Here is a 22,805-nt window from a genome sequence, read left to right as displayed (position 1 = left end):
GAAGATGGCACTTCAGGAACTGACCTATCGCGATGCCCTGCGCAAGGCGCTGGCCGACGCGATGACCGAAAACCCGGACGTGGTGATCCTCGGCGAGGAGGTCGGCCGCTATGGCGGCGCCTATGGCGTCACCAAGGATCTGATCAAGGAGTTCGGGGCGGAGCGGGTGATCGACACGCCGATCTCCGAACCGGCCATCGTCGGCGCCGCGGTCGGCGCGGCGATGACCGGCCTGCGCCCGGTGGCGGAGCTGATGTATGTCGATTTCATCGGCATGACCATGGACCAGCTCGCCAATCAGGCCGCCAAGATCCGCTACATGTTCGGCGGCCAGATCGGCGTGCCGATGGTTCTGCGCACCCAGGGCGGCACCGGGCGTTCGGCCGGCGCCCAGCACAGCCAGAGTCTGGAAGCCTATGTGATGCACACGCCGGGCCTGCGGCTGGCGATGCCCGCCACGGTGGCCGACGCCTATCACCTGCTGCGCATGGCGCTGACCAAGCCCGACCCGGTCGTCTTCATCGAGCACAAGGCGCTCTACACCATGAAGGAGAGCGTGGACCTCGACGCCGAACCGCTGGCCTGGGGCAAGGCGGCTGTGCGGCGCGAGGGGCGCGATCTGGTCATCGTCACCTATTCCCGCCAGCTTCACTATTGCCTGGAGGCGGCGCGCCAGCTGTCGGCCCAGGGCGTCGAGGCGACGGTGATCGACATCCGCACGCTGAACCCGCTCGATTTCGACACCATCCGCGCCCATGTCGAGCGCACCGGCCGCGCCATGGTGGTCAGCGAGGGTGTGATGACCGCCGGCGTCGCCGCCGAACTGTCGGCGCGGATCACCGAGGAATGCTTCGACTTCCTCGAGGATCCGGTGGTCCGCGTCGCCGGCGAGGACATCCCGATTTCGGTGTCCACCGCGCTGGAAGCCGGATCGGTGCCCGGCCCGCGGCTGATCGCCGACACCGCTCTCCGGATGCTGGCCGGACGGGTGCCGGCATGACATCTCAAAGCATGACGACCGTAAGGACCACGACCCTCACGCTGACCATGCCCCGGCTTGGCGAGACGATGGAGGAGGGCGTCATCGTCGGCTGGCTGGTCGAGCCGGGGCAGCAGTTCCGCCGCGGCGACGCCATTCTGGAGCTGGAAACCGACAAGACCGTCGTCGAATATCCCGCCCTTGGCGACGGCCGTCTCGACGGGACGCTGGTGTCGGCCGGCGACCGCGTGCCGGTCGGCGCCCCGATTGCCCGCGTCGCGGTCCTGTCGGCCGACGAATGGGCCGCAGCGCTGCCCGACAGCGCCGAACCCGCCGCCCCGACGGAGCAGGTGCCGGCGGAGGCCGACGCCCCCCCGGACAGCGCCGCCACGCCGGCTGCGGAACGCCGCTCCGACGACCGGCTGCGCGCCACTCCAACCGCAAGGCGGCTGGCCCGCCAGCAGGGCGTCGCGCTGGAAACGCTCCACGGCAGCGGGCGTCGTGGCCGGATCGAGCGTGCCGATGTCGAGCGCGCCGCCGGTTCGACCGGCCCGGCGCCGGCCGACCTGCGCTGGCTCGACACCTCGGCCGGCCGGCTCGCCTATGCACAGGCCGGAAGCACGGGGCCGGTGCATCTGCTGGTCCATGGCTTTGCCGGAGACCGCACCGCCTGGGCCAATCTGGCCTCCGGTCTCGCCCGCTCGGGCAAGCGCGTGGTGATGCCGGATCTCCCCGGCCATGGCGCCACCGCCATCGAGGCGTCTGACGTGGACGGGCTCGCCGCCGCGGTGACGGCGCTGGCGGAGAGCCTGCCCGGACCACTGGTTCTGGTCGGCCATTCGCTGGGCGCCGCCGCCGCCGTTCACGCCGCCCGCCGGCTCGGCGGCCGGGTGGCGCGCCTCGTCCTGCTCACCCCCGCCGGCTGCGGGCCCCGGATCGGCGCCGACTTCGTCCATGGCATGGCGGCGGCGGAGACCACGGGAGAGGTGTCGCATCTGCTGCGCCTGCTGGGACCGCGCGGCGGCCAGCTGTCCGACGCCGCGCTCGCCGCCATGGCGCGTGAGATGGGCCGGGGACGCCTGCGCACGCTGGCCACGGCGCTCGCCACCGCCGACGGACGCCAGCGCATCGACCTGCTGCGCCCGCTGGCGGAACTGGCCGAGCGCATCCCCGTCCGCGCAATCTTCGGCCTGGACGACCGCATCGTGTCGCCGACCGACGCGCTCAATTTGCCGCCGCGCGTGGCGGCCCATTTCCTGCCGTCCGGCCACATGCCGCAGTGGGACGCGCCGCACGAGGTCGCGGCCCTGATCGAGGAGGAGACCCAGCATGGATGACGCAAAGACCGGTCTGGCGACGGCGAAGGCGCGGCTCGGCGCCTTCGCCAAGGCGTCCCCCGCCCTGATGAAGGGCTTCGCCGAGGTCAGCCGCACGGCCAGCGCCGCCGGCTCCTTCACGCCCGCGCAGAAGGAGCTGATGGCGGTGGCGATCTCCGTCGCCACCCGCTGCGAGGACTGCATCCTCTACCATGTCGACGGCGCCCGCCGGCACGGCGCTGGCGAAGCCGAGCTTGTCGAGGCGCTGGAGGTCGCGGTCGAGATGGGCGGCGGTCCCGCCGTGATGTATGCCGGCAAGGCGCTGGCGGCGTTCCGCTCGCTCGGCTGAGGGGAGCTTTCCCCCTCTCCCCCCGGCACTTCCCCCTCTCCCCCCCGGGGAGAGGGTCGGGGTGAGGGGGATGCACAGGGTGGATCAAGTCAGGACCGAGGAGTCTGCAATGCTTGAAAATCCTCGCCACGCGCCCCCCTCACCCTAACCCTCTCCCCAGGGGGGAGAGGGGATCCTCGCAATCATAAGGCGGTCCGCAAAGGGCTGCGTGTCTTCAGGGAGGATAAGGGAATGTATTACCTGACCGCCGACGGCGGCACCGAAAGCCTGCGGGCGCGCATCTACGACCTGACCGGACGCTGCCTCGGCCAGAAGGCCGTCGCCTACGACACGCAGTTCGGACCGGGTGCCAGGGCGGAGCAGGACCCGGAGGACTGGTGGCGGGCGCTGGCCGACGCCACCCGCGGCGCCATCGCCGATGCCGGCATCGACGCGGCGGAGATCGAGGCGATGTGCTTCGCCACCACCTGCTGCACCGTCGTGGCGCTCGACGCCGACGGCCGCGCGCTGCGCCCGGCTTTGCTGTGGATGGACGTGCGCGCTCATGCCGAGGCGGAGGCGGTGCTCGCCACCGGCGACCCGGCGCTGAAGATCAACGGGGCCGGGCGCGGTCCGGTTTCCGCAGAATGGATGATCCCCAAGGCGCTGTGGCTGAAGCGGAACGAGCCGGCGACCTTCGCCGCCGCCCACACCATCTGCGAATACCAGGATTTCCTCACCCTGCGCCTGACCGGCGAACGGGTGGCCAGCCTCGACAATGCCGGCCTGCGCTGGCACTACTCCAGCCGCGACGGCGGCTGGGCGCGCGGCATCCTCAAGGCGCTCGACCTCGAGGAGCTTGAGGGCAAATGGCCGGCCCGCGTGCTGGCCCCCGGCGCGGTGGTCGGCACGCTGACGACCGAGGCCGCCGCCACCCTCGGTCTGCGGCCGTCGGTCAGGCTGGTGCAGGGTGGGGCGGATGCGCTGATCGGCATGATCGGGCTCGGCGTCGCCCAGCCGGGCCAACTGGCGCTGATCACCGGATCCTCGCACCTGCAATTCGGCGTCACCGAGGCGCCGCTGCATGCCCCCGGCGTCTGGGGCAGCTATCCCGACATCGTCTATCCCGGCCGCTGGATCGTCGAGGGCGGCCAGACCTCCACCGGTTCCATCGTCAACTGGCTGCGCCGCTTCAGCGGCGGCACGCTCGACCTCGCCGCGCTGAACGCCAAGGCGGCGGCGCTGGAACCGGGATCGGACGGGCTGCTGGTGCTCGACCATTTCCAGGGCAACCGCACCCCCTACACCGATCCGCTCAGCCGCGGCGCCATCGTCGGGCTGACGCTGGCCCATGAACCGCACCACGTCTTCCGCGCCATCGTCGAGGGCATCGGCTTCGGCACCCGCGCCATCCTCGACGCCTTCCGCGCCGGCGGCTACAGCTCCACCGAGATCACGGTCGGCGGCGGCGCCACCGCCTCGCAGCTGTGGATGCAGATCCACGCCGACACCGCCGGCCTGCCGGTGCGCATCCCGGCCTCGGCCGACGCGCCGTCCACCGGTTCGGCGGTGCTGGCCGCCCATGGCGCCGGCCGCTTCGCCAGCATCGACGAGGGCATCGCCGCGATGGTCCGCCCCGGCACCAGCATCGAGCCGCGCCCGCGCGAATCCGCCCTCTACCAGGAGATCTATCAGCGCTACCTCGCCCTCTACCCGGCGCTGAAGGGCGTGCTGAACGGGCCGGTTCCGGCCCCGGTCAAGGAGACGGCGGCATGAAGGAGTTCGACCTCGGTGGCCGGCTCGCCGTCGTCACCGGCGGGGCCGCCGGCATCGGCCAGTCGATTGCCCGCGTCCTGACCGAGGCCGGCGCGCGCGTCGCCATCCTCGACCGCGACGGCGAGGCCGCCCGCCGGCTGGCGGACGAGATCGGCGGTCTCGCCTACACCCTCGACGTCACCGACGCGCAAGCGGCCGAGGAGACCGCCGCCCGTCTGGTCGCCGAGGCCGGCGTGCCGCACATCCTCGTGAACAATGCCGGCATCGTCCACAACGGGCGGGCGCTTGAGGTCGATCTGGCCGACTGGCGCCGGGTGATCGACGTCAACCTGCACGGCGTCTTCCACATCGCCCGCGCCTTCGGCCGCCCGATGGTCGAGGCGGGCAGGGGATCGGTCGTCAACATCGGCTCGATGTGCGGCGAGATCGTCGTCCATCCGCAGCCCCAGGCCGCCTACAACGCCGCCAAGGCGGGGGTCAACCTGCTGACCAAGTCGCTGGCGGTGGAATGGGCCGGCCGGGTGCGGGTGAACGCCGTGGCTCCCGGCTACACCGCCACCGAACTGACGCTGGCCGGTCGCTCCCGCCCCGAATGGTTCGAGCGCTGGCTGGCCGCCACGCCGATGGGCCGGCTGGGCGAACCGCGCGAGATCGCGCTGGCCGTCGCCTTCCTCGCCTCCGACGCGGCAAGCTTCATCACAGGAACCGTCCTGGCCGTCGATGGCGGCTACACCGCTCTTTGAAGGAGAACACCGATATGGCACAGGGGAAGATCGCGCTGGTCACCGGCGCCAGCCGCGGCATCGGCCGCGCCATCGCTCTCGGACTGGCGGAGCGCGGCTTCGACCTCGCGCTGAACGACATCGCCCGGCAGGCCGGCGCGCTGGCCGAGACGGCGGGGGAGGCGCGGGCGCAAGGCGTCCGGGTGGTCGAACTGCACGCCGACGTGTCGGCGAAGGACGAGGTGCAGGCGATGGTCGACCGCGCGGTCGCGGAACTCGGCACCATCCATGCGCTGGTCAACAACGCCGGCATCCTGATCGCCGCGACGGTGGAGGACTGTCCGGAAACCGCCTGGGATCAGGTGATGGACGTGAACGCCAAGGGCACCTTCCTCGTCACCCAGGCGGTGCTGCCGCTGATGAAGGCGCAGGGCTACGGCCGCATCTGCAACATCGCCTCCATCGGCGGCAAGCACGGCGCGCCGGAACAGGCGCATTATTCCGCCTCCAAGGCCGCGGTGATGGGCTTCACCCGCGTGCTGGCGCAGGAGGTCGGGCCGCTCGGCATCACTGCCAACTGTGTGTGCCCCGGCATCATCCTGACCGACATGGGCCGGGTGAACCTCGACGATCCGGCGATCCGCGACGGCTGGAAGGCCAAGACCGCCATGGCCCGCATCGGCGCGCCGGAGGATGTTGCCGGCCCGGTGGCCTTCTTCTGCTCCGACGACAGCGCCTTCGTCACCGGCCAGACGCTGAACGTCGACGGCGGCATCGTCCTGTCCTGACCGGTCCCAAGCGGGGCTACACCTTGGTGCAAGGCGCTTTTCCGCAGGCCATCGCGTAGGGTCGGCCGGACCGTTCCGACAGGCCGATGGAGAGTCCCGCATGAGCGATGCCGCAGCACCACCCCAGCAAGCGGCTCAGCAACCCCCTCCGGCCGCCCCGCCGCCGGTGGCCTGGAGCCCCTGGCTGGTGCGGCTGGCGGTGCTGGGGCTGGCGGTTGTGCTGCTGGTGGCCTTCGCCACGCGCTGGGACCGCTGGCTCGGCTCCGCCGCGCGCCAGACCACCAACGACGCCTATCTCCAGGCCGACATCACCCCGCTGTCGTCCCAGGTGGCGGGCGTCGTCCGCGACATGCCGGTCGGCGACTTCCAGCGGGTGAAGGCCGGCGATCCGGTGGCGACCATCGTCGACGACGACTACCGCGCCCGCGTGCAGCAGGCGGAGGCGGCGCTGGAGGCCGCCGACGCCGCCATCGCCCAGCTCGACATCCAGAAGCGCACCCAGCGCGCCCTGGTCGATCAGGCCGAGGCGAACGTCCATGGGCTGGAGGCCGAGGCGTGGCGGGCGCGGCTGGAGGAGGCGCGCCAGCGCTCCCTGACCGAACAGGGCGTCGCCGGCACGCTCCAGGCGCTGCAACAGGCGCAGGCGACCTCCCGCCGGGCCCAGGCGGCGCTGGAGGCGGGACAGGCCCAGGTCGACCAGCAGAAGGCGGCGCTCGACGGCATCGACGTGCAGGTGCGCCAAGCCCGGGCGACCCGGCTGCAACGGCAGGCCGATCTCGACCTCGCCCGCATCACGCTCGACCGCACGACGATCCGCGCCCCGGCCGACGGCATGGTCGGCCAGCGGCAGGTCCGCCCCGGCCAGTATGTCGGGCAAGGCAGCCAGATCGTCACGCTGGTGCCGCTGCCGGCGGTGTGGGTGATCGCCAACTACAAGGAAACCCAGATGACGCGGATCCGGTCCGGCCTGCCGGCGACGGTCCGCATCGACAGCTTCCCCGACGTGACGCTGACCGGCCGGGTCGCCGCCCAGTCGCCCGCCAGCGGCAGCCAGTTCGCCCTGCTTCCCCCCGACAACGCCACCGGCAATTTCACCAAGATCGTCCAGCGCATCCCGGTGAAGATCGTCCTCGACGGCCCCCACCCGTTGCAGGACCGGCTGCGCCCCGGCATGTCCGTCGTCGTCACCATCGATACGGATGGAGAGGTTCGGGAGAGCGGCCAGGAGGGCGGATCGTGAGCGTCGGTCTGGCCGGCGGGCGGCTGTCCCGGCTCCTGCTCCGTCCGGCCCAGCCGATCCTGACCCACCATCCGATCGTCGGCCTGCTCGGCGTCATGCTGGGGGCGCTGATCTCCACCCTGACCTCGCGCATCACCACCTTCGGGCTGGCCGACATCCGCGGCGCCATCGGCGCCGGCTTCGACGAGGGGGCCTGGATCACCACCGCCTACACGGTGGCGCAGATGCTGGTCGCCCCGGCCGCCGCCTTCCTCGGCGTGGTGTTCGGGCCGCGCCGCGTCCTGCTGGTCTCCTCGCTCACCTACGGGCTGGCGATGCTGGCCCTGCCGCTGACCGGCACGCTGACCGGGGTGCTGACCTTCCAGCTGCTGGCCGGGCTGTCGTCGGGCACCTTCATCCCGCTGACCATCGGCTTCATCGTCCGCAACCTGCCGCCACGCTATGTCGTCTACGGCATCGCCGTCTATGCGATGAACGTCGAGCTGTCGCTGAACTTCGCCGCCTCGGTCGAGGGCTGGGTGATCGAGCATCTCGACTGGCGCTGGCTGTTCTGGGACACCGCCCTGCTGGCGCCGCTGATGGCGCTGTGCGTCCATTTCGGCATGCCGGCCGAGCCGGTGCGCCGCGACCTGCTGAAGGACGGCGACTGGTGGGGCATCGCCTATGCCAGCCTCGGCTTCGCCCTGCTCTATGCCGGGCTGGACCAGGGCAACCGGCTGGACTGGTTCAATTCCGGCCTGATCACCGGGCTGTTCCTGTCCGGCGGCCTGCTGGTCGGCGCCTTCGTCGTGCAGGAGCTGACCTGCCCCAAACCCTGGATCACCTTCAGCGCGCTCTTCCGCGGCAACATCCCGCTGCTGTGCCTGCTGCTGGTGCTGCTGCGGCTGGTCATGCTGTCCACCGCCTATCTGGTGCCGCAGTTCATGATCACGGTGAACAATTACCGCGCGCTGGAGGTCGGGGACACGCTGCTGCTGATCGCCTTGCCGCAGTTCCTGCTGGCGCCGCTGGTCGGCACGCTGCTGCGCCATGCCGATCCGCGGGTGGTGATGGCGGCCGGCTTCGCCGCGGTGGGGCTCGCCTGCTGGCTCGCCTCGCATTTGACGGCCGACTGGGTCGGTGCCGATTTCCTGCCGTCGCAGATGCTCCAGGCCTTCGGCCAGTCCTTCGCCATGACCTCGCTGATCTACTTCAACATCAAGAATCTGTCCCAGGCCCACATCCTGGCGCTGGGCGCCCTGTTGCAGACCTCGCGCCTGCTGGGCGGCGAGCTGGGCGCCGCCTTCATGCAGACCTTCGTCCGCGTGCGCGAGCAGTTCCACAGCTTCCGGCTGGTGTCCGACGTGGTGTCCGGCGGCACCGACACCGTCCACCGGCTGGCCGGCGGCATGGCGCGGCTCGCCGCCCGCTCCACCGGGCCTGAGGAGACGACGGACCGCGCCCTGTCGCTGCTGGCGGCGGCGGTGCGAAAGCAGGCCTATGTGCTGGCCTACATCGACGGCTTCGTCGTCATCGCCTGGTTCATCGTCGGCGGCCTGCTGCTGATCGCCCTGCTGCGTCCGGCGCCGAAACAGTAGAAGCCCCGAAACAGTAGAAGCGCCGAAACGACAGGGGTGGTCAGACTCCGACCACCCCCCTCACCCCCTCACGGCCGCAGCGACTGGAGCACCAGCTCCACCATATGGTCCAGCCGCTCCTTCCGCGCCGGGTCGGCCAGCAGGTCGCGGCCGAAGATGACCGACAGGGTGTGGACGTTGGACAAATAGAAGTAGGACAGCCCGGCGATGGAGATGTAGAGCTGCACCGCATCGACCCCGGCGCGGAACACCCCCTGCTTCACCCCGCGCGCCAGCACGTCGCCGATCATCTGCACGAAGGGGGAGTGCATCGACTGCACCTGCCCCGAGGTCTTCAGCAGTTCGGCCCTGTGCAGGTTCTCGATGTTCAGCAGGGCCATGAATTCGGGATGGTCGATGAAATACTGCCAGGTGAAGCCGATCAGCCGCGCGATGGCCTCGGGCGGGGCCAGCTTGTCCAAATTCAGCGTGCGTTCGGTTTCGCGGATGTGGGCATAGGCATCCTCCAGCACCGCCAGATACAGCTCCTCCTTGTTGCCGACATGGTAATAGAGCATGCGCTTGTTGGTGCCGGCCTGCTCGGCGATGCGGTCGACGCGGGCGCCGCCCAGGCCGTAGCGGGCGAACTCCTCCGTCGCCGCGGCCATGATGCGGGCCCGTGTGCCCTCCGGGTCGCGGGTCACCTTGGCCGGCGCCGCAGCGATTGCGGGGGCGTGCGGCGCCGGGTCGGGGGTGTCGGTCAGGCTGTCCATGCGGGAAGCCGGCTCCTGCGGTCCGGGGGAGGGAAGGGGTCTTCCCCCCATGGTAGAAGCCTCGGCCAACGATTTCAAACCGCGCTGCGGTGCCGCTCGATGCAGGTGTCCAGCACCTCGCCCATCGGCTTCTCCCACCAGTTGGCCTGCGAGAAGATCTCCACCTCCGAGTAGCCGGCGAAGCCGTTGGCCTCGACCCAGCCGCGGATGCGCGGAATGTCGATGACGCCGTCGCCCATCATGCCGCGGTCGAGCAGCAGGTCGGTTGTCGGAACCAGCCAGTCGCAGACATGGAAGGCCAGCAGCCGCTCCTTGCCGGCTCGGGCGATCTGCGCCTCCAGATCCGGATCCCACCAGACATGATAGACGTCGACCGCCACCCCCAGCGCCCCCGACTTCTCCGGATCCAGCCGGTCGCAGAGGTCGAGCGCATGGGCCATCGTGTTCACGCAGGCGCGGTCGGCGGCATACATCGGGTGCAGCGGCTCGATGGCCAGCGGCATCCCCACTTTGCGGGCATGGTCCAGCAGCTCGGCGATGCCGTCCTCGACCTGCGAGCGGGCCAGCGCGATGTCCTTGCTGGCGGCCGAGCCGGGCCGGGAATATTGCGGCAGTCCGCCGACCACCAGCACGAGGCAGGCGGCACCCAGCGCCGCCGCCTCGTCCACCGCGCGGCGGTTGTCGTCGCGCACCTCCGCCGCCTTGGACGGGTCGGCCGGGAACATGCCGCCGCGGCAATAGCCGGACAGCGCCAGTTCGCCGCTGCGCACCGCCTGCACCGCGGCGTCGAGCCCGACCGCTGCCACCTGATCGCGCCAGGGCGCGACGGCGCGGATGCCGCGGCGGGCGCAGGCGTCGAGGATCTCCACCAGATTGCCCTGCTTGCGCACCGTGGCGGTGTTGATCGACAGCCAGCGATGGTCGCCGGAAAAATCGCGCATCACGAAATCCCTCTTACTGCCAGCACCGCCGCCATCCGCTGGGCGGCGCGGTCCGGATCGGACAGCAGCCCGGCCTTGTCGGCCAGCCGGAACAGCTCGGCCAGATGCAGGGTGGAGCGCGTGCTCTCCTGCCCGCCGACCATGGTGAAATGGTCCTGATGGCCGTTCAGATAGGCCATGAAGACGACGCCGGTCTTGTAGAAGCGGGTCGGCGCCTTGAAGATGTGGCGCGACAGCGGCACGGTCGGTGCCAGGATGTCGTGGAACCCCGCCTCGTCGCCCTCGGCCAGATGGGCCAGCGCCGCGGCGGCGGCCGGCGCGATGGCGTCGAAGATGCCGAGCAGCGCGTCGGAATGCAGCTGCCCGTCGCCGGCGATCAGCTCGGCGTAATTGAAGTCGTCGCCGGTGTACATGCGCACGCCCTCAGGCAGGCGCCGCCGCATGACGATCTCCTTGTCCTTGTCGAGCAGCGAGATCTTGATGCCGTCCACCTTGGCGGCGAAATCGCCGATGATCGACAGCGCGGTGTCCATCGCCGCATCGACGTCGGCCGTGCCCCAATAGCCGGCCAGCGCCGGGTCGAACATGTCGCCCAGCCAGTGCAGGATCACCGGCTGTTTCACCTGCGACAGGATGCGGCCATAGACGCGGACGTAATCCTCCGGCCCCGTGGCGACGCGGGCCAGCGCGCGCGACGCCATCAGGATGATGCGGCCGTCGAGCGCCTCGATGGCCTCGATCTGCTCCTCATAGGCGCGGATGACGTCGTCGACGCTGCGGGCGTTCTCCGGCGGCAGATGGTCGGTGCCGGCGCCGCAGGCGATCACCCCGCCGCGCGCCTTGGCCGCCGACTGCGACCGCCGGATCAGTTCCAGCGAGGTCGGCCAGTCCAGCCCCATGCCGCGCTGCGCCGTGTCCATCGCCTCGGCGACGCCGAGCCCGAGGTCCCACAGATGCTCGCGGAAGGCGATGGTGCGGTCCCAGTCGATGGCCGGGGCCAGCCACGGATCGCAGTCCGCCAGCGGGTCGGCGACCATATGGGCGGCGGCGAACGCGATGCGGGTCAGCGGCCGGTCTGTGCGGGCGGGAAAGCCGCGCGGCGGGGCCAGCGTGTAGCTTTCGATGCTGCGGTCGGCGCGGGGGAGGCGGATGGTCGGCATGGGCGGTATTCCTGGATAAGTCGCAGCGGAGGGGCGGGGGAGGGGGCGGTCCGCACCCCTCCCCGGCGAACGCCTCAGCCCTCGATGGCCGGCACGTCGACCCAGCGGCGTTCGCGCCAGCTCTGCATCGCGCATTCCACCAGCTGGACGCCCTTGGCGCCTTCGATCAGGCCGTGATTGTAGGGGGTGTCCTCGACCACATGGCGGATGAAGGACTCCCACTGCACCTTGAAGCCGTTGTCGAACACGGCGTTGTCGGGCACCGGCTGCCAGGTGTCGTAGAAGTCGATGGTCTGCTTCTGGTCGGGGTTCCACACCGGACGCGGCGTGCCCTGGCGCGGCTGGATCACGCAGTCGGTCAATCCTGCGACCGCCGAGCCGTTGGTGCCGTCGACGTGGAAGGTCACCAGATCGTCGCGGTAGACGCGGGTGCACCAGGACGAGTTGATGGTGGCGATCACCCCGCCCTCAAGCTCGAACATCGCATAGGCGGCGTCGTCGGCGGTCGCCTTGTAGGGCTTGCCCTTCTCGTCCCAGCGTTCCGGGATGTGGGTGGCGCCCAGGCAGGAAATGCTCTTCACCGTGCCGAACAGGTTGTCGAGCACATAGCGCCAGTGGCAGATCATGTCGAGGATGATGCCGCCGCCGTCCTCCTCGCGGTAGTTCCAGGACGGGCGCTGTGCCGGCTGCCAGTCGCCCTCGAACACCCAGTAACCGAACTCGCCGCGCACCGACAGCATGCGGCCGAAGAAACCGCTGTCGCGCAGCATGCGCAGCTTCTCCAGGCCCGGCAGGAACAGCTTGTCCTGCACCGTGCCGTTCTTCACCCCGGCCTCGGCGGCCAGCCGGACGACGCGCAACGCCTCGTCCAGATTGGTGGCGATGGGCTTCTCGCAATAGACATGCTTGCCGGCGCGGATCGCCTTCTCCAGCAGCGTCGGGCGCATCTGGGTGGTGCCGGCGTCGAAGAAGATCACGTCGTCCGGGTTTTCCAGCGCGGCGTCGAGATTGTCGCTCCACCGCTCGATGCCGTGGCGGCGGGCCAGCTCCTGCATCTTCTCGGCGTTGCGGCCGACGATGATCGGGTCGGGCATGACGCGCGAGCCGTCCGACAGGGTGACGCCGCCCTGGGCGCGGATCGCCAGGATCGAGCGGATCAAATGCTGGTTCATGCCCATCCGCCCGGTGACACCGTGCATGATGAGGCCAAGGCGCTTGGTGCTCATGGGTGGACTCCTTCGGAAAACGCTGATGTCGGGTTTGAAAGGGGGGAAAGCGTGGCCCGGTCGGGACCCGCTGAAGACGCGAAGCCGGGACCGCGCAGCGCGGCGGTCGGCAGCCGGCCGGAGCCGGTGGCGAGCCTGACCGTGCCGTCGGCGCGGCGGTCGTAGAAACCGGGATGGGCGGCGAGGAAGGCCTCGGCCTCGGCGGCGCTGCCGAAGCCCTCGCCATACTGGTGCCCGTTGCGCTCGGCATGCGGGATGCCGAGGAAGGCGACCAGGGCGGTGTCCTGCTGCACCGACAGCCCGGCCTGGCAGGTCAAATCCTCGGCGGAGATGAAGTGCGGCGGCCCCCAGGCCGCGCAGCGGGCGCGGTTGACCATCGCCTTGTACAGGCCCTTGCAGGATTTCGACGACACGCCGCGATAGCCCATGGCGCGGGCGCGCGGGAAGGCGTCGTAGCCGTCGTCGGACTCGTCGATGATCACCGGCACCCGCTCCGCCACCGCGCCCAGCGGCCGGGCGAGCGCCGCCTCCCGCGCGATCGGCTGTTCCAGATAGGCCAGCGCCCTGCGGAAGCCGGTGAGCGCCGGGGAGGCGTCGATGCGGTCGAGCAGCTCCGCGACATGGGCGGCGTCGCGATACTGCTCGTTGCCGTCCAGCGTGGCGCGGTAGCCGGGGGCGGCGGTTTCCAGCACGCTGGCCAGCTCCGCCAGCCGTTCGGCGTCGGCGGCGGCATCGCCGCCCAGCTTGATCTTGAACCAGCGCAGCGTCGCCTGCTCCAGCAGGGCGTGCAGGTCTTCGGCCTTGTCGAGCAGGCCGACGGTGTGGCGCAGCTCGACCTCGCCGAGCGGGGTCAGCCCGCGCAAAAACCCGTCAAGCTCGAAGCCGGCGAGATCGGGGGCCAGCCGCGCGTCCAGCCCGGCGACATTGCCGCCCAGCCCGTCGAACGCATTCAGGCCCAACGCCCGCAGCAGCCCGTCGAACACCGCCTTGTCGATCTGCGCCGGCCCGAAGGCGGCGGCCAGCTTCGGCTCCAACGCCGGGCTGTAGGCGGCGTGATGGCCGAAGGCGGTGTCGAGCCGGCCGTCGGACAGATAGACGTCGCGCGCTTCGATCAGCGAGCGGCGCAGCCCGTCCACCGTCTGGGCCGGGCTGCGGTCCGGGCGCTTGTCGAACCATTTCGGCATCATCATCTCGGCCGTCGCCCCCCAGGCCTCCCTCTGTCCCTCGACCGCGACCAGGGCGCGGACGAAGGATTGCGGGGCGGCCTCCACCGTCACCGCGCCGAAGCGGAACGGCTTCACGAAACGGACGGGCCGTTCGTACAGCTCGATGGCGCGGATGCGGAGACGGGGGGCGGACATGGCGAGTGTCTTTCAGATGGCGCACGGGGCCGTTCCCTTCCCCAGTACGGGGAAGGGGCAGGGTAGGGAGCAATCGCGGCGCGGCAGCCTTAGTCGAGATGCCCCTGCGCCGCGAAATGCTTGCGGATGGTCTGGGTCAGCTGGATGAAGACCGGGTCGCCCATCACGTCCAGCGTCCGCGGGCGCGGCAGCGGGACCTCGTAGGTGGCGGCGATGGTGCCGGGCCGTTCCGACATCACCATCACCCGGTCGGCCAGGAACACCGCCTCGGGGATGGAATGGGTGATCAGGATCACCGTCTTGCCGGTCTCATGCTGGATGCGCTGCAGCTCGACATTCATCCGTTCCCGCGTCATGGCGTCGAGCGCGCCGAACGGCTCGTCCATCAGCAGGATCTTCGGGTCGTGCACCAGTGCCCGGCACAGGGCGGCGCGCTGCTGCATGCCGCCCGACAGCTGCCAGGGATACTTGTTCTCGAACCCCTTCAGCCCGGTCATCTCGACCAGCTTGTGGGCGCGTTCCAGATAGCGCTCGCGCGGCAGGCGGCGGATTTCCACCGGCAGCATGATGTTGCGCAGCACCGACCGCCAGGCCAGCAGGGTCGGGCTCTGGAAGACGATGCCGGTGTCGTCGTGCGGCTCGGTGACCGTGTCGCCTTCGATCTTGATGGTGCCGCTGCTGACCGGCAGCAGGCCGGCCAGCATCTTCAGCAGGGTGGACTTGCCGCAGCCGGACGGACCGACCACCACCAGGAACTCGCCCGGCCGCACGTCGAAGGTGATGGGGCGGAGCGACGGCACCTCCCCGTCGCGGGTGCGGTAGGTCTTGGTCACGCCGTCGATGCGGATCAGCGGCTCGCCGGACAGGCGCTGCGTCGCCGCGTCGCCGACCAGTTTCAACTGAGGCTGTGCCATGCTCTCCTCGTCGCTCCCTTCGGTGGGTCGGGCGGTGGGCCGGTCGGTCATTTTGGGCCAGTCACTTTGGGCCGGTCACTTCGCTGCTGCGTTCACCGCGGCGGCTGCCGGGTCGGGCGGCAGGAACTCGCGGGTGTAGAAGCGCTTGGGGTTCTCCTTGGCCGCCGCGTCCAGCCCGCCATACTCGACCAGCAGATCGACCGTCTCCTTCATGTTGGCGTCGGTGACCTGGAAGGGCCGCAGCTTCTCCGTCTCCTTGGTGCGGTAGAGCGGGATGGTCAGCTCGAAGCCTTCCTGCAGGGTGTCCGGCTTGCCGCCCTTCGGGTTGGCCTTCAGGATGGCGGCGGCGGCGTCCTTCGGCGCCTTCTCCGCCTCTTCCACCGCCTTGGTGGTGGCGGCCATGAAGCGGCGGACGAGGTCCGGGTTGCTCTTCATCACGTCGGTGTTGGCGATGATGCCCGACGAGACCATGTTGACGCCGTAATCGGCGAAACGGATCGGCGTCACCGACTTGCCGGTGGCGTCCTTGATCTTCATGCTCTGGTCCATGACATAGCCCAGCAGCAGGTCGGCCTGTCCGTTGATGACGGCGTTCAGCTTGGTCTGGGCGTCGCCCGACACCACCTCGAAGTCACGCTCCTTCAGGCCGGTCTTCTTCAGGAACAGCGGCCAGATCTGGGACATGCTGTCGCCCGGCGTCATGGCGACGATGCGGTTCTTGATGTCCTCCGGCTTGCGGATGTTCTTCTCGGTGAAGCCCATCGCCGACATCGGACTGGTCTGCAGCAGAACGCCCGGCGAGGTCACCGGCGCGCCCTTCATGGCGGCCTTGATCATGGTCGGCACGTCGACATAGCCGAAGGTGACGCCCTTGCTGGCGACCAGCTGCGTCGTCACCGCCGATCCGCGGCCTTCCTGGATTTCCAGGTCGATGCCCTCGGCCTCGTACAGCCCCTTGTCCTTGCCGTAATAGAAGGGCGCATGCTCGCCATAGACGTACCAGTTCAGCATCAGCGTCACCTTGTCGGCGGCCTGCGCCGGCAAGGTGGAGGCGGCGAAGGCGCAGAGCGCTGCGACGATGGTTTTCTTCATCACGACCGGTGACCTCCCATGGGTGGTGGATCGCCCCGTCGGCCTGCGTTGTGCGGCGTCGGGGTTCTTGTCGATGAACCGAGGGTTCGAAGTGCCGTCAGGCGCCGAGATTGGCCTTGTGGCGCTGGCTGGAGTGCCAGGGAATGGAGAAGCGCTCGACCACGTCGATGACCCAGAACAGCACGACGCCCATCAGCGCCAGCACGGTCAGCGCCGCGAACATCAAGGGCAGCTCGAAGTTGCCGATGGAGCGTTGCAGGACGAAGCCGATGCCGGAGTTGGAGCCGACGAATTCGCCGACCACCGCCCCGACCACGGCCAGCGTGATCGAGACCTTCAGCCCGGCGAAGATCGCCGGCAGCGCGTGCGGCAGGCTGACCATCTGGAAGGTCTGGAGGCGCGACGCCTTCATCGAGCGGGCGAGATCCATCATCTCGTTGTCGACCGACTTGAAGCCCTGCACCGCCGACACCACGACCGGGAAGAAGCCCAGCAGGAAGGCGGCGATCACCTTCGGCATCAGGCCGAAGCCGAACCACACCACGAACAGCGGCGCGATGGCGACCTTGGGGATCGACTGCGAGAAGACCAGCAGCGGGTAGACATAGGCCTCGACCACGCGCGATCCGGCGATCAGCATCGCGATGGGAATGCCGAACAGCACCGACAGCGCGAAGCCGCCGAGCGTGGCCGTGAAGGTCGGGACGGATTCGGCCAGCAGGCGCGGCCATTCGTCGATCATCGCCAGCACGACGTCGCCGGGCTTCGGCACGAGATATGCTGGAACGCCGAACACCCGGACCGACAGATCCCACAGAACCAGCAGGATGACCATCAGCAGGATGGGGCGGACCCAGTCGGAATTGAGCAGGCGCAACGCTGCGCCCGAGCGAGAGCGGGGTTCCATGCGTCTCCTCCGGCCGGCGGGCTCGGGGCGACCTGTGTGGCGGTCGCTATGTTTTAACCGGCTGGTTAAAAGTACGTCCGCATGCCCCCTGCGGTCAACACCGAAAATGGTGCAAACGAATCATTTGCATTCTGAACCATCGGCATAACCGACCCCTGCCGCTTGGCCAAAAAAATACCCCGCACCGGGGAGGTGCGGGGCAGTTCAGGGAGGAAACCGGAAGACGCTTTGCCGTGTCAGTCGCGGCCCTTGCCGACCAGCAACCGTTCCAGCCCATAGACGCGGTCGAGCACCAGCATGGCCGCCACCGTCAGGAAGATCAGCACCGCCGACACCGCGGCGACCAGCGGGTCGATGTTGTCCTGGATGTAGAGGAACAGGCGGACGGGCAGGGTGGTGGTCTCCGGCGAGGCGATGAAGACGGTCATCGTCACCTCGTCGAAGCTGTTGATGAAGGCCAGCACCCAGCCGCTGGCGACACCCGGCAGGATCAGCGGCAGCGTCACCCGGCGGAAGCAGGTCCAGGACGATGCGCCGAGCGACGCGGCGGCGTTCTCCACCGCCCGGTCCATGCCGGTCGACGCCGCCAGGATCAGCCGCAGCGCGAAGGGCAGGATGATGATGACATGGCTCAGCACCAGCCCGGCGAAGGTGCCGCCCAGCCCGATCATGGTGAAGAAGCGCAGGAAGGCGATGCCGAGCACGATGTGCGGCACCATCAGCGGCGACAGGAACAGCGCCTGGATCGCCTCGCGTCCGAAGAACTGATGGCGCGCGATGGCGAGCGCCGCCGGCACCGCCACCAGGATCGCGAGCGTGGACGACACCGCCCCCAGCAGCAAACTGTCCTTGAAGGCGCGGATGAATTCCGGATTGTCGCCGATGGCGCGGAACCAGCGCAGCGACAGCCCCTCGGTCGGCAGCGACAGATAGCCCTGCGAGGTGAAGGCGACGGCGCAGACGATCAGGATCGGCGCCAGCAGGAAGCCTAAGAACAGGACGTGGAAGATCAGCGCGATCGGGCCGTTGCGGTTCATTCGAACACCTGTTTGTAGCGACGTTCGACCAGCCGGTTGCAGCCGACGATGATGACGACGTTGGCGATCAGCAGCAGCACCGCCACCGTGGCGCCCAACGGCCAGTTCAGCGTGTTCAGGAACTCGTCATAGGCGAGAGTCGCCGCCACCTTCAGCCGCCGTCCGCCGATGATCGCCGGGGTGGCGAAGGCGCTGGCCGCCAGCGCGAAGACGATGATCGACCCCGACAGGATGCCCGGCACGATCTGCGGCAGCACCACCCGGCGCATCACCGTCAGCGGCCCGGCGCCCAGCGACAGCGCCGCATTCTCCACCTGCGGGTCGAGCCGCTGGAGCGAGGCCCACACCGACAGCACCATGAAGGGCACCAGCACATGGGTCAGTGCGATGACGACGCCGGTTTCCGTGTACATGAACTCGATGGGCGTCGCGATCAGCCCCAGCGCCATCAGCCCCTGGTTGACCAGCCCGGTCGAGCCGAACAGCAGCGCCCAGCCCAGCGTGCGCGACACCACCGAGATCAGCAGCGGCCCCAGCACGATCAGCAGGCAAAGCCCGCGCCACGGCGACTTCATCCGGCGCAGGATGTAGGCCTCCGGCGCGCCGAACACCGCGCAGAGGATCGTCACCACCGCGGCGATGCGGAAGGTGCGCAGGAAGACCTCGTGGAAATAGCTGTCGGCGGCGATGTCGGCATAGTTGCCGAGCTGCCAGACATTCTCGATGCCGCCATAGAAGCTGAAGCTGTTCAGCGACAACAGGAAGGTCATCGCCAGCGGCACCAGCAGCAGCACCGCGAACAGGGCCAGACCCGGCGCGCTCAGCAGATAGGGCGTCCAGGGCCAGCGGCGCGGCCGGCGCGGCGGCGGTGCGTGGGTGGAGGGATTTGCGGCATTCGCCTGCACTTGGCTGCCAGTGGCGTTATCGGTGGAAGCCGCCATGCTCATGCCGCCTCCTGGGCATTGAAGACCGTATCCGGATCCGCGGGCATCACCGACATGTCGTCCGCCCGCCAGCCGACCATCACCCGCTCGCGCTCCGCCGGCAGGGGCGAGCCGTCATGCTGGCGGATCACCATCAGCCGGCCGGCGGCGGTCTCGATCTCGAACAGCCACTGCGTGCCCTGGAAGACGCGGGCCAGCACGGTGCCGCTCAAGCCCCCCGCATCGACGAAGCCGATCTTCTCTGGCCGCACGGCCAGCGCCCCTGGACCCGCCGCCATCGGCTGCGCCACCGGCCAGACGCTGTCCGCCACCGTGATGACGGTCCCGGCCGACCCGCCGCCGACCATGCCCGGCAGCAGGTTGGTGCGGCCGAGGAAGTTGGCGACGAAGGCGTTGGCCGGGTGGTCGTAGGCGTCCTGCGGGGTGGCGACCTGCTGGATGCGGCCCTTGTTCATCACCACCACGCGGTCGGACAGCGCCATCGCCTCCGACTGGTCGTGGGTGACGAGGATCATGGTGGTGCCGACGGTGCGCTGGATGCGGCGCAGCTCGATCTGCATCTCCTCGCGCATCTTGGCGTCCAGGTTCGACAGCGGCTCGTCGAGCAGCAGCAGGCTCGGCTTGATCACCAGCGCGCGCGCCAGCGCCACGCGCTGCTGCTGGCCGCCCGACATCCGGCGTGGATGGCGGTCGCCATACTGCTCCAGCCCGACCAGCTTCAGCGCGTCGGCGACCATGCGGTCGCGGTCGGCGCGAGCGATCTTGCGCATCTCCAGCCCGAAGGCGACGTTCTCCGCGGCGGTCATATGCGGGAACAGGGCATAGCTCTGGAAGACGATGCCGAGCCCGCGCTCGTTCGGCTTCTTCGCCAGCAAATCCTGGCCGTCCAGCATCACCCGCCCGCCGTCGGCGTCGAGGAAGCCGGCGATCATCTGCAAGGTGGTGGTCTTGCCGCAGCCCGACGGCCCCAGCAGCGAAATCAGCTCGCCCTTCTCAACGGTCAGCGAGACGTTGTCGACCGCCGTCCAGTTTCCGAAGCGCTTGGTCAGTTGGTCGAGAACCAGATAAGCCATGCCGTCGTCTCCCTCTCGCTTAAACTCCCTCTCCCGCCCCGGGAGAGGGAAGGGGCCCGCCGCAAAGCGGCGGGAAGGGTGAGGGGTGATCCAAGGATCAGAAATCCATGTCCGGAAAGCCCCTCACCCTCCCCACGTCGTGGGTCCCCTCCCTCTCCCGGGACGGGAGAGGGCGTCACACCCTCAGCGCTCGATCTCGCGGGTCCAGCGCTTGTTCCAGATCTCGCGGTTCTTGTTGATGGTGTCCCAGTCCACCACCAGCAGCTTGCCGACCTGTTCCGGACCGTAGGGGATGCCGGCCTGCTTCTCGGCGGGCAGTTCGACCGTCTTGTTCACCGGGCCGAAGCCGGCGCTGACGGCGAGAGCGGTCTGCGCCTCGACCCCCAGCATGTGCTGGATGAACTTCTGCGCTTCGGGCGCATTCTTGCTGCCGGCGACCTGACAGGCGGCGGAACCCAGCACGATGCCGCCTTCCTTGGGATAGACGAAGGTGGCGGGGAAGCCGGTGTCGGCCAGCGCCTTGGCGCGGCCCGAACCCCAGACGGCGATGACGGCCTGGTTGCTCTGGAACAGCTCGGTCATCTTGCCCGGCGACGGCTCATAGGCCAGCACGTTCGGGTTGATCTTGTCCTTGAACTCCTTGAAGCCCGGCTCGATGTTGGTCTCGCCGCCGCCGTTCAGGCGGGCCATCATCACCAGCGCGTGCAGGCCGTAGCTGTTGTTGATCGGCGGAATCGCCAGCTTCTTCTTGAAGCGCGGATCCTCGATATCCTTCCACGAGGTCGGAGCCGGGATCTTGTTCTCGTCGAACCAGGCCTTGTTGTAGAGGATGCCGGTGCCGACCGCGCCGAAGTTGATCGCCTTGCCCGACGGCATCTTCGCCAGATCGTAGAGCTGGTCGTAGACCGGCGCCTTCTCCAGGTCGGCGCAGAAGTTCAGCGCCACCGCCTGATACATCGGGCCGTCGTCGAGGATGACGACGTCGATCTGCTGGTTGCCCCTCTGGGCCTGCAGCTTGGCGAGGTTGTCGGTGGAGTTGCCGGCGACATACTCGATCTTCACGCCCATCGCCTTTTCGAAGGCCGGGATGATGTCCTTGCGCATGGTCTGCTCGAACGACCCGCCATAGGCGGCGACATAGAGCGTCTTTTCCTGGGCCTGGGCCGTCTGCACCGCGGCCATGCCGCACCACAGGGCCGCCGTCGCCATCAACCCGCACATCACCGAGCGCATCGTCATTCTCCTCTAGAGCCTTGATCCCTGTTGGCAGGGTCCCTGTTCATCGGGTTCCCAGTTCCATGGAAGCCTGTTCCTGGCCTGGGGGTTCATCTGGGGCTGATCTTCGGACCGCATCGTCTGCACGAGGCCGGATCGCCGCTTTTACCGTCCGTAACCTTGCCGGCCGCCCTCTTGCGGGCTGTTTTTCGTGCAGGGTCGCAGCCAGGACATGGATCAAGGGTGATGGTGCAGTCACATAACCGTCAAATCGAATTCCCGCCATCATTCATCCGGAAATGTTATAATTCCGTGCTGCGAACGAGTTGAGCGGCGATTCCACCGCCGCCGATCCCGAGAAAACTGTCGCGGAAGCGGGTCGCCTCCTCCAGGAAGCCGGCCAGGAAGTCCTCGGCGATCATCGACAGCGGCACCTGGGCGGAGCGCAGGATGGCGATGTCGAAGCCGATGCGCGGTTCGAACGGGCGGACGACCAGCCCGTGCGGGACATAATCCTGGGCGGTGAAGGGGTCGACGATCGACATGCCGTAGCCGGCCGCCACCATGGCGCAGGCGTTCATCGTCAGCTGGGTTTCCACCCGCATCAGCCGCGACACGTCATGATCGGCGAAGATGGTGTCGATGCGGGAGCGCAGCAGGGCCGGCGGGCTGGTGGAAATGAAGCTCTCCCCCTCGAAATCCTTCGGTTCCAGCACCTCCCTGGCGGCCAGCGGATGGCCGGGCGGCAGGATGGCGACGGCGGGAATCCCGTGGATCTTCTCGGTCAGCACCGCCGCATGGTCGATGGGGGTGTGGGCGAATCCCAACTCGCACTGGCCGGTCGCCACCCAGTCGAGAATGATCGGCGAGGTGCTGCCGCGCAGCGCGATGTCCACCCGCGGCCGGTCGCTGAGGAAGCGCGCGACATAGCGCGGCAGGAACCCCACCCCCAGCGCCGGCATCGCCGCCACCCGCAGCGCCCCGCTGCGCCTCGCGGTCAGGTCGCGCGCCGTCTGCTCGATCAGTTCCAGCCCGACGAAGGCGCGGTCGACCACCTGATACAGCGAGATCGCCTCGCTGGTCGGCGCGATGCGGGGGCCGCGCCGTTCGAACAGGGTCAGCTTCAGCGCATATTGCAGGTCGCCGATCAGGCGGCTGACCGCCGGCTGCGAGATGTTCAGCAGTTCCGCCGCCGCGGTGATGCCGCCGGTCAGCATCACCGCGCGGAAGGCCTCGATCTGGCGCGGATTGATCATGGCGCCGCTCCCGCTTCGCACCGCGGGCTTAATCCCCTCTCCCCCCGGGGAGCGAGGCGATCGCATATGGCTCCCTCTCCCGCCCCGGGAGAGGGAAGGGGCCCGCCGCGTAGCGGTGGGAAGGGTGAGGGGTGATCCAAGAAACCATGCGGTTCTTGAGTCTTGGGCCACCCCTCACCCTCCCCGCCTTCGGCGGGTCCC

At 69.0% G+C, this 22,805-nt stretch carries 21 protein-coding genes; 8 read left to right on the top strand and 13 right to left on the bottom strand.

The window, feature by feature from the left end; translation table 11 throughout:
• Positions 1 to 4: 4 nt before the first annotated feature.
• From ABNQ40_RS04365 to ABNQ40_RS04330, 8 genes are all read left to right on the top strand, one after another.
• Positions 5 to 1,000 carry an alpha-ketoacid dehydrogenase subunit beta gene (locus ABNQ40_RS04365; protein ID WP_109049758.1) on the top strand — a complete coding sequence of 332 codons (996 nt, stop codon included), beginning with the start codon at positions 5 to 7 and terminating at the stop codon, positions 998 to 1,000.
• A gap of 11 nt (positions 1,001 to 1,011) precedes the next feature.
• Positions 1,012 to 2,316: an acetoin dehydrogenase dihydrolipoyllysine-residue acetyltransferase subunit gene (locus ABNQ40_RS04360; protein WP_391345605.1), complete on the top strand. Its 1,305-nt coding sequence runs from the start codon at positions 1,012 to 1,014 to the stop codon at positions 2,314 to 2,316.
• Positions 2,309 to 2,644 (top strand): carboxymuconolactone decarboxylase family protein, encoded by a 336-nt coding sequence (locus tag ABNQ40_RS04355; protein ID WP_391345603.1) that lies wholly within the window; start codon positions 2,309 to 2,311, stop codon positions 2,642 to 2,644. Before ABNQ40_RS04360 ends, ABNQ40_RS04355 begins: the two co-directional genes overlap by 8 nt.
• A 231-nt stretch (positions 2,645 to 2,875) precedes the next feature.
• Positions 2,876 to 4,399, top strand: coding sequence for a ribulokinase (locus ABNQ40_RS04350; protein WP_391345602.1), 1,524 nt, complete (start codon positions 2,876 to 2,878; stop codon positions 4,397 to 4,399).
• On the top strand, positions 4,396 to 5,142 hold the full coding sequence (locus ABNQ40_RS04345; protein WP_391345601.1) for an SDR family NAD(P)-dependent oxidoreductase: 747 nt from the start codon (positions 4,396 to 4,398) through the stop codon (positions 5,140 to 5,142). The genes ABNQ40_RS04350 and ABNQ40_RS04345 overlap by 4 nt, the downstream gene beginning before the upstream one ends.
• Positions 5,143 to 5,156: 14 nt before the next feature.
• Entirely contained in the window at positions 5,157 to 5,909 is a 753-nt protein-coding gene (locus ABNQ40_RS04340) for an SDR family NAD(P)-dependent oxidoreductase (RefSeq protein ID WP_109049754.1), read from the top strand.
• A 100-nt stretch (positions 5,910 to 6,009) separates the two neighbouring features.
• Positions 6,010 to 7,149, top strand: coding sequence for an HlyD family secretion protein (locus ABNQ40_RS04335; RefSeq protein ID WP_109049753.1), 1,140 nt, complete (start codon positions 6,010 to 6,012; stop codon positions 7,147 to 7,149).
• A complete protein-coding gene (locus ABNQ40_RS04330) occupies positions 7,146 to 8,726 on the top strand; it encodes an MFS transporter (protein WP_109049752.1) in 1,581 nt (526 codons plus the stop codon). The genes ABNQ40_RS04335 and ABNQ40_RS04330 overlap by 4 nt, the downstream gene beginning before the upstream one ends.
• A gap of 68 nt (positions 8,727 to 8,794) precedes the next feature.
• On the opposite strand, the gene ABNQ40_RS04325 is transcribed toward ABNQ40_RS04330, so the two are convergent.
• From ABNQ40_RS04325 to ABNQ40_RS04265, 13 genes are all read right to left on the bottom strand, one after another.
• Positions 8,795 to 9,478 carry a TetR family transcriptional regulator gene (locus tag ABNQ40_RS04325; RefSeq protein WP_109049751.1) on the bottom strand — a complete coding sequence of 228 codons (684 nt, stop codon included), beginning with the start codon at positions 9,476 to 9,478 and terminating at the stop codon, positions 8,795 to 8,797.
• Positions 9,479 to 9,552: 74 nt separating this feature from the next.
• Positions 9,553 to 10,419: a sugar phosphate isomerase/epimerase gene (locus ABNQ40_RS04320; RefSeq protein ID WP_109049750.1), complete on the bottom strand. Its 867-nt coding sequence runs from the start codon at positions 10,417 to 10,419 to the stop codon at positions 9,553 to 9,555.
• A complete protein-coding gene (locus tag ABNQ40_RS04315; RefSeq protein ID WP_391345598.1) occupies positions 10,419 to 11,579 on the bottom strand; it encodes a dihydrodipicolinate synthase family protein in 1,161 nt (386 codons plus the stop codon). Before ABNQ40_RS04315 ends, ABNQ40_RS04320 begins: the two co-directional genes overlap by 1 nt.
• 74 nt (positions 11,580 to 11,653) lie before the next feature.
• Entirely contained in the window at positions 11,654 to 12,805 is a 1,152-nt protein-coding gene (locus tag ABNQ40_RS04310; protein ID WP_109049674.1) for a Gfo/Idh/MocA family protein, read from the bottom strand.
• Entirely contained in the window at positions 12,802 to 14,166 is a 1,365-nt protein-coding gene (locus ABNQ40_RS04305; protein WP_109049673.1) for an enolase C-terminal domain-like protein, read from the bottom strand. The genes ABNQ40_RS04310 and ABNQ40_RS04305 overlap by 4 nt, the downstream gene beginning before the upstream one ends.
• A gap of 89 nt (positions 14,167 to 14,255) precedes the next feature.
• Positions 14,256 to 15,080, bottom strand: a complete 825-nt coding sequence (locus ABNQ40_RS04300; protein WP_109490913.1) for an ABC transporter ATP-binding protein — start codon at positions 15,078 to 15,080, stop codon at positions 14,256 to 14,258.
• A gap of 75 nt (positions 15,081 to 15,155) precedes the next feature.
• Positions 15,156 to 16,172 carry an ABC transporter substrate-binding protein gene (locus ABNQ40_RS04295; RefSeq protein WP_109049672.1) on the bottom strand — a complete coding sequence of 339 codons (1,017 nt, stop codon included), beginning with the start codon at positions 16,170 to 16,172 and terminating at the stop codon, positions 15,156 to 15,158.
• Positions 16,173 to 16,269: 97 nt separating this feature from the next.
• A complete protein-coding gene (locus ABNQ40_RS04290; RefSeq protein WP_098736847.1) occupies positions 16,270 to 17,079 on the bottom strand; it encodes an ABC transporter permease in 810 nt (269 codons plus the stop codon).
• Positions 17,080 to 17,315: 236 nt separating this feature from the next.
• Positions 17,316 to 18,116, bottom strand: a complete 801-nt coding sequence (locus ABNQ40_RS04285; protein WP_109049671.1) for an ABC transporter permease — start codon at positions 18,114 to 18,116, stop codon at positions 17,316 to 17,318.
• Positions 18,113 to 19,063: an ABC transporter permease gene (locus tag ABNQ40_RS04280; RefSeq protein WP_109049670.1), complete on the bottom strand. Its 951-nt coding sequence runs from the start codon at positions 19,061 to 19,063 to the stop codon at positions 18,113 to 18,115. Before ABNQ40_RS04280 ends, ABNQ40_RS04285 begins: the two co-directional genes overlap by 4 nt.
• Positions 19,060 to 20,133: an ABC transporter ATP-binding protein gene (locus ABNQ40_RS04275; RefSeq protein ID WP_109049669.1), complete on the bottom strand. Its 1,074-nt coding sequence runs from the start codon at positions 20,131 to 20,133 to the stop codon at positions 19,060 to 19,062. Before ABNQ40_RS04275 ends, ABNQ40_RS04280 begins: the two co-directional genes overlap by 4 nt.
• A gap of 183 nt (positions 20,134 to 20,316) precedes the next feature.
• Positions 20,317 to 21,366: an ABC transporter substrate-binding protein gene (locus ABNQ40_RS04270; RefSeq protein WP_109049668.1), complete on the bottom strand. Its 1,050-nt coding sequence runs from the start codon at positions 21,364 to 21,366 to the stop codon at positions 20,317 to 20,319.
• Between the two features lie 284 nt (positions 21,367 to 21,650).
• Complete coding sequence (locus tag ABNQ40_RS04265; RefSeq protein ID WP_109049667.1) at positions 21,651 to 22,604, bottom strand: LysR substrate-binding domain-containing protein; 954 nt, start codon at positions 22,602 to 22,604, stop codon at positions 21,651 to 21,653.
• Between the last annotated feature and the right edge of the window lie 201 nt (positions 22,605 to 22,805).

The organism is Azospirillum sp. A23, from assembly GCF_042938965.1.
GTDB classification, from domain to species: domain Bacteria; phylum Pseudomonadota; class Alphaproteobacteria; order Azospirillales; family Azospirillaceae; genus Azospirillum; species Azospirillum melinis.
The sequence above is the reverse complement of the archived record's forward strand: the minus strand, read 5'-3'. Positions and strand labels throughout refer to the sequence as shown.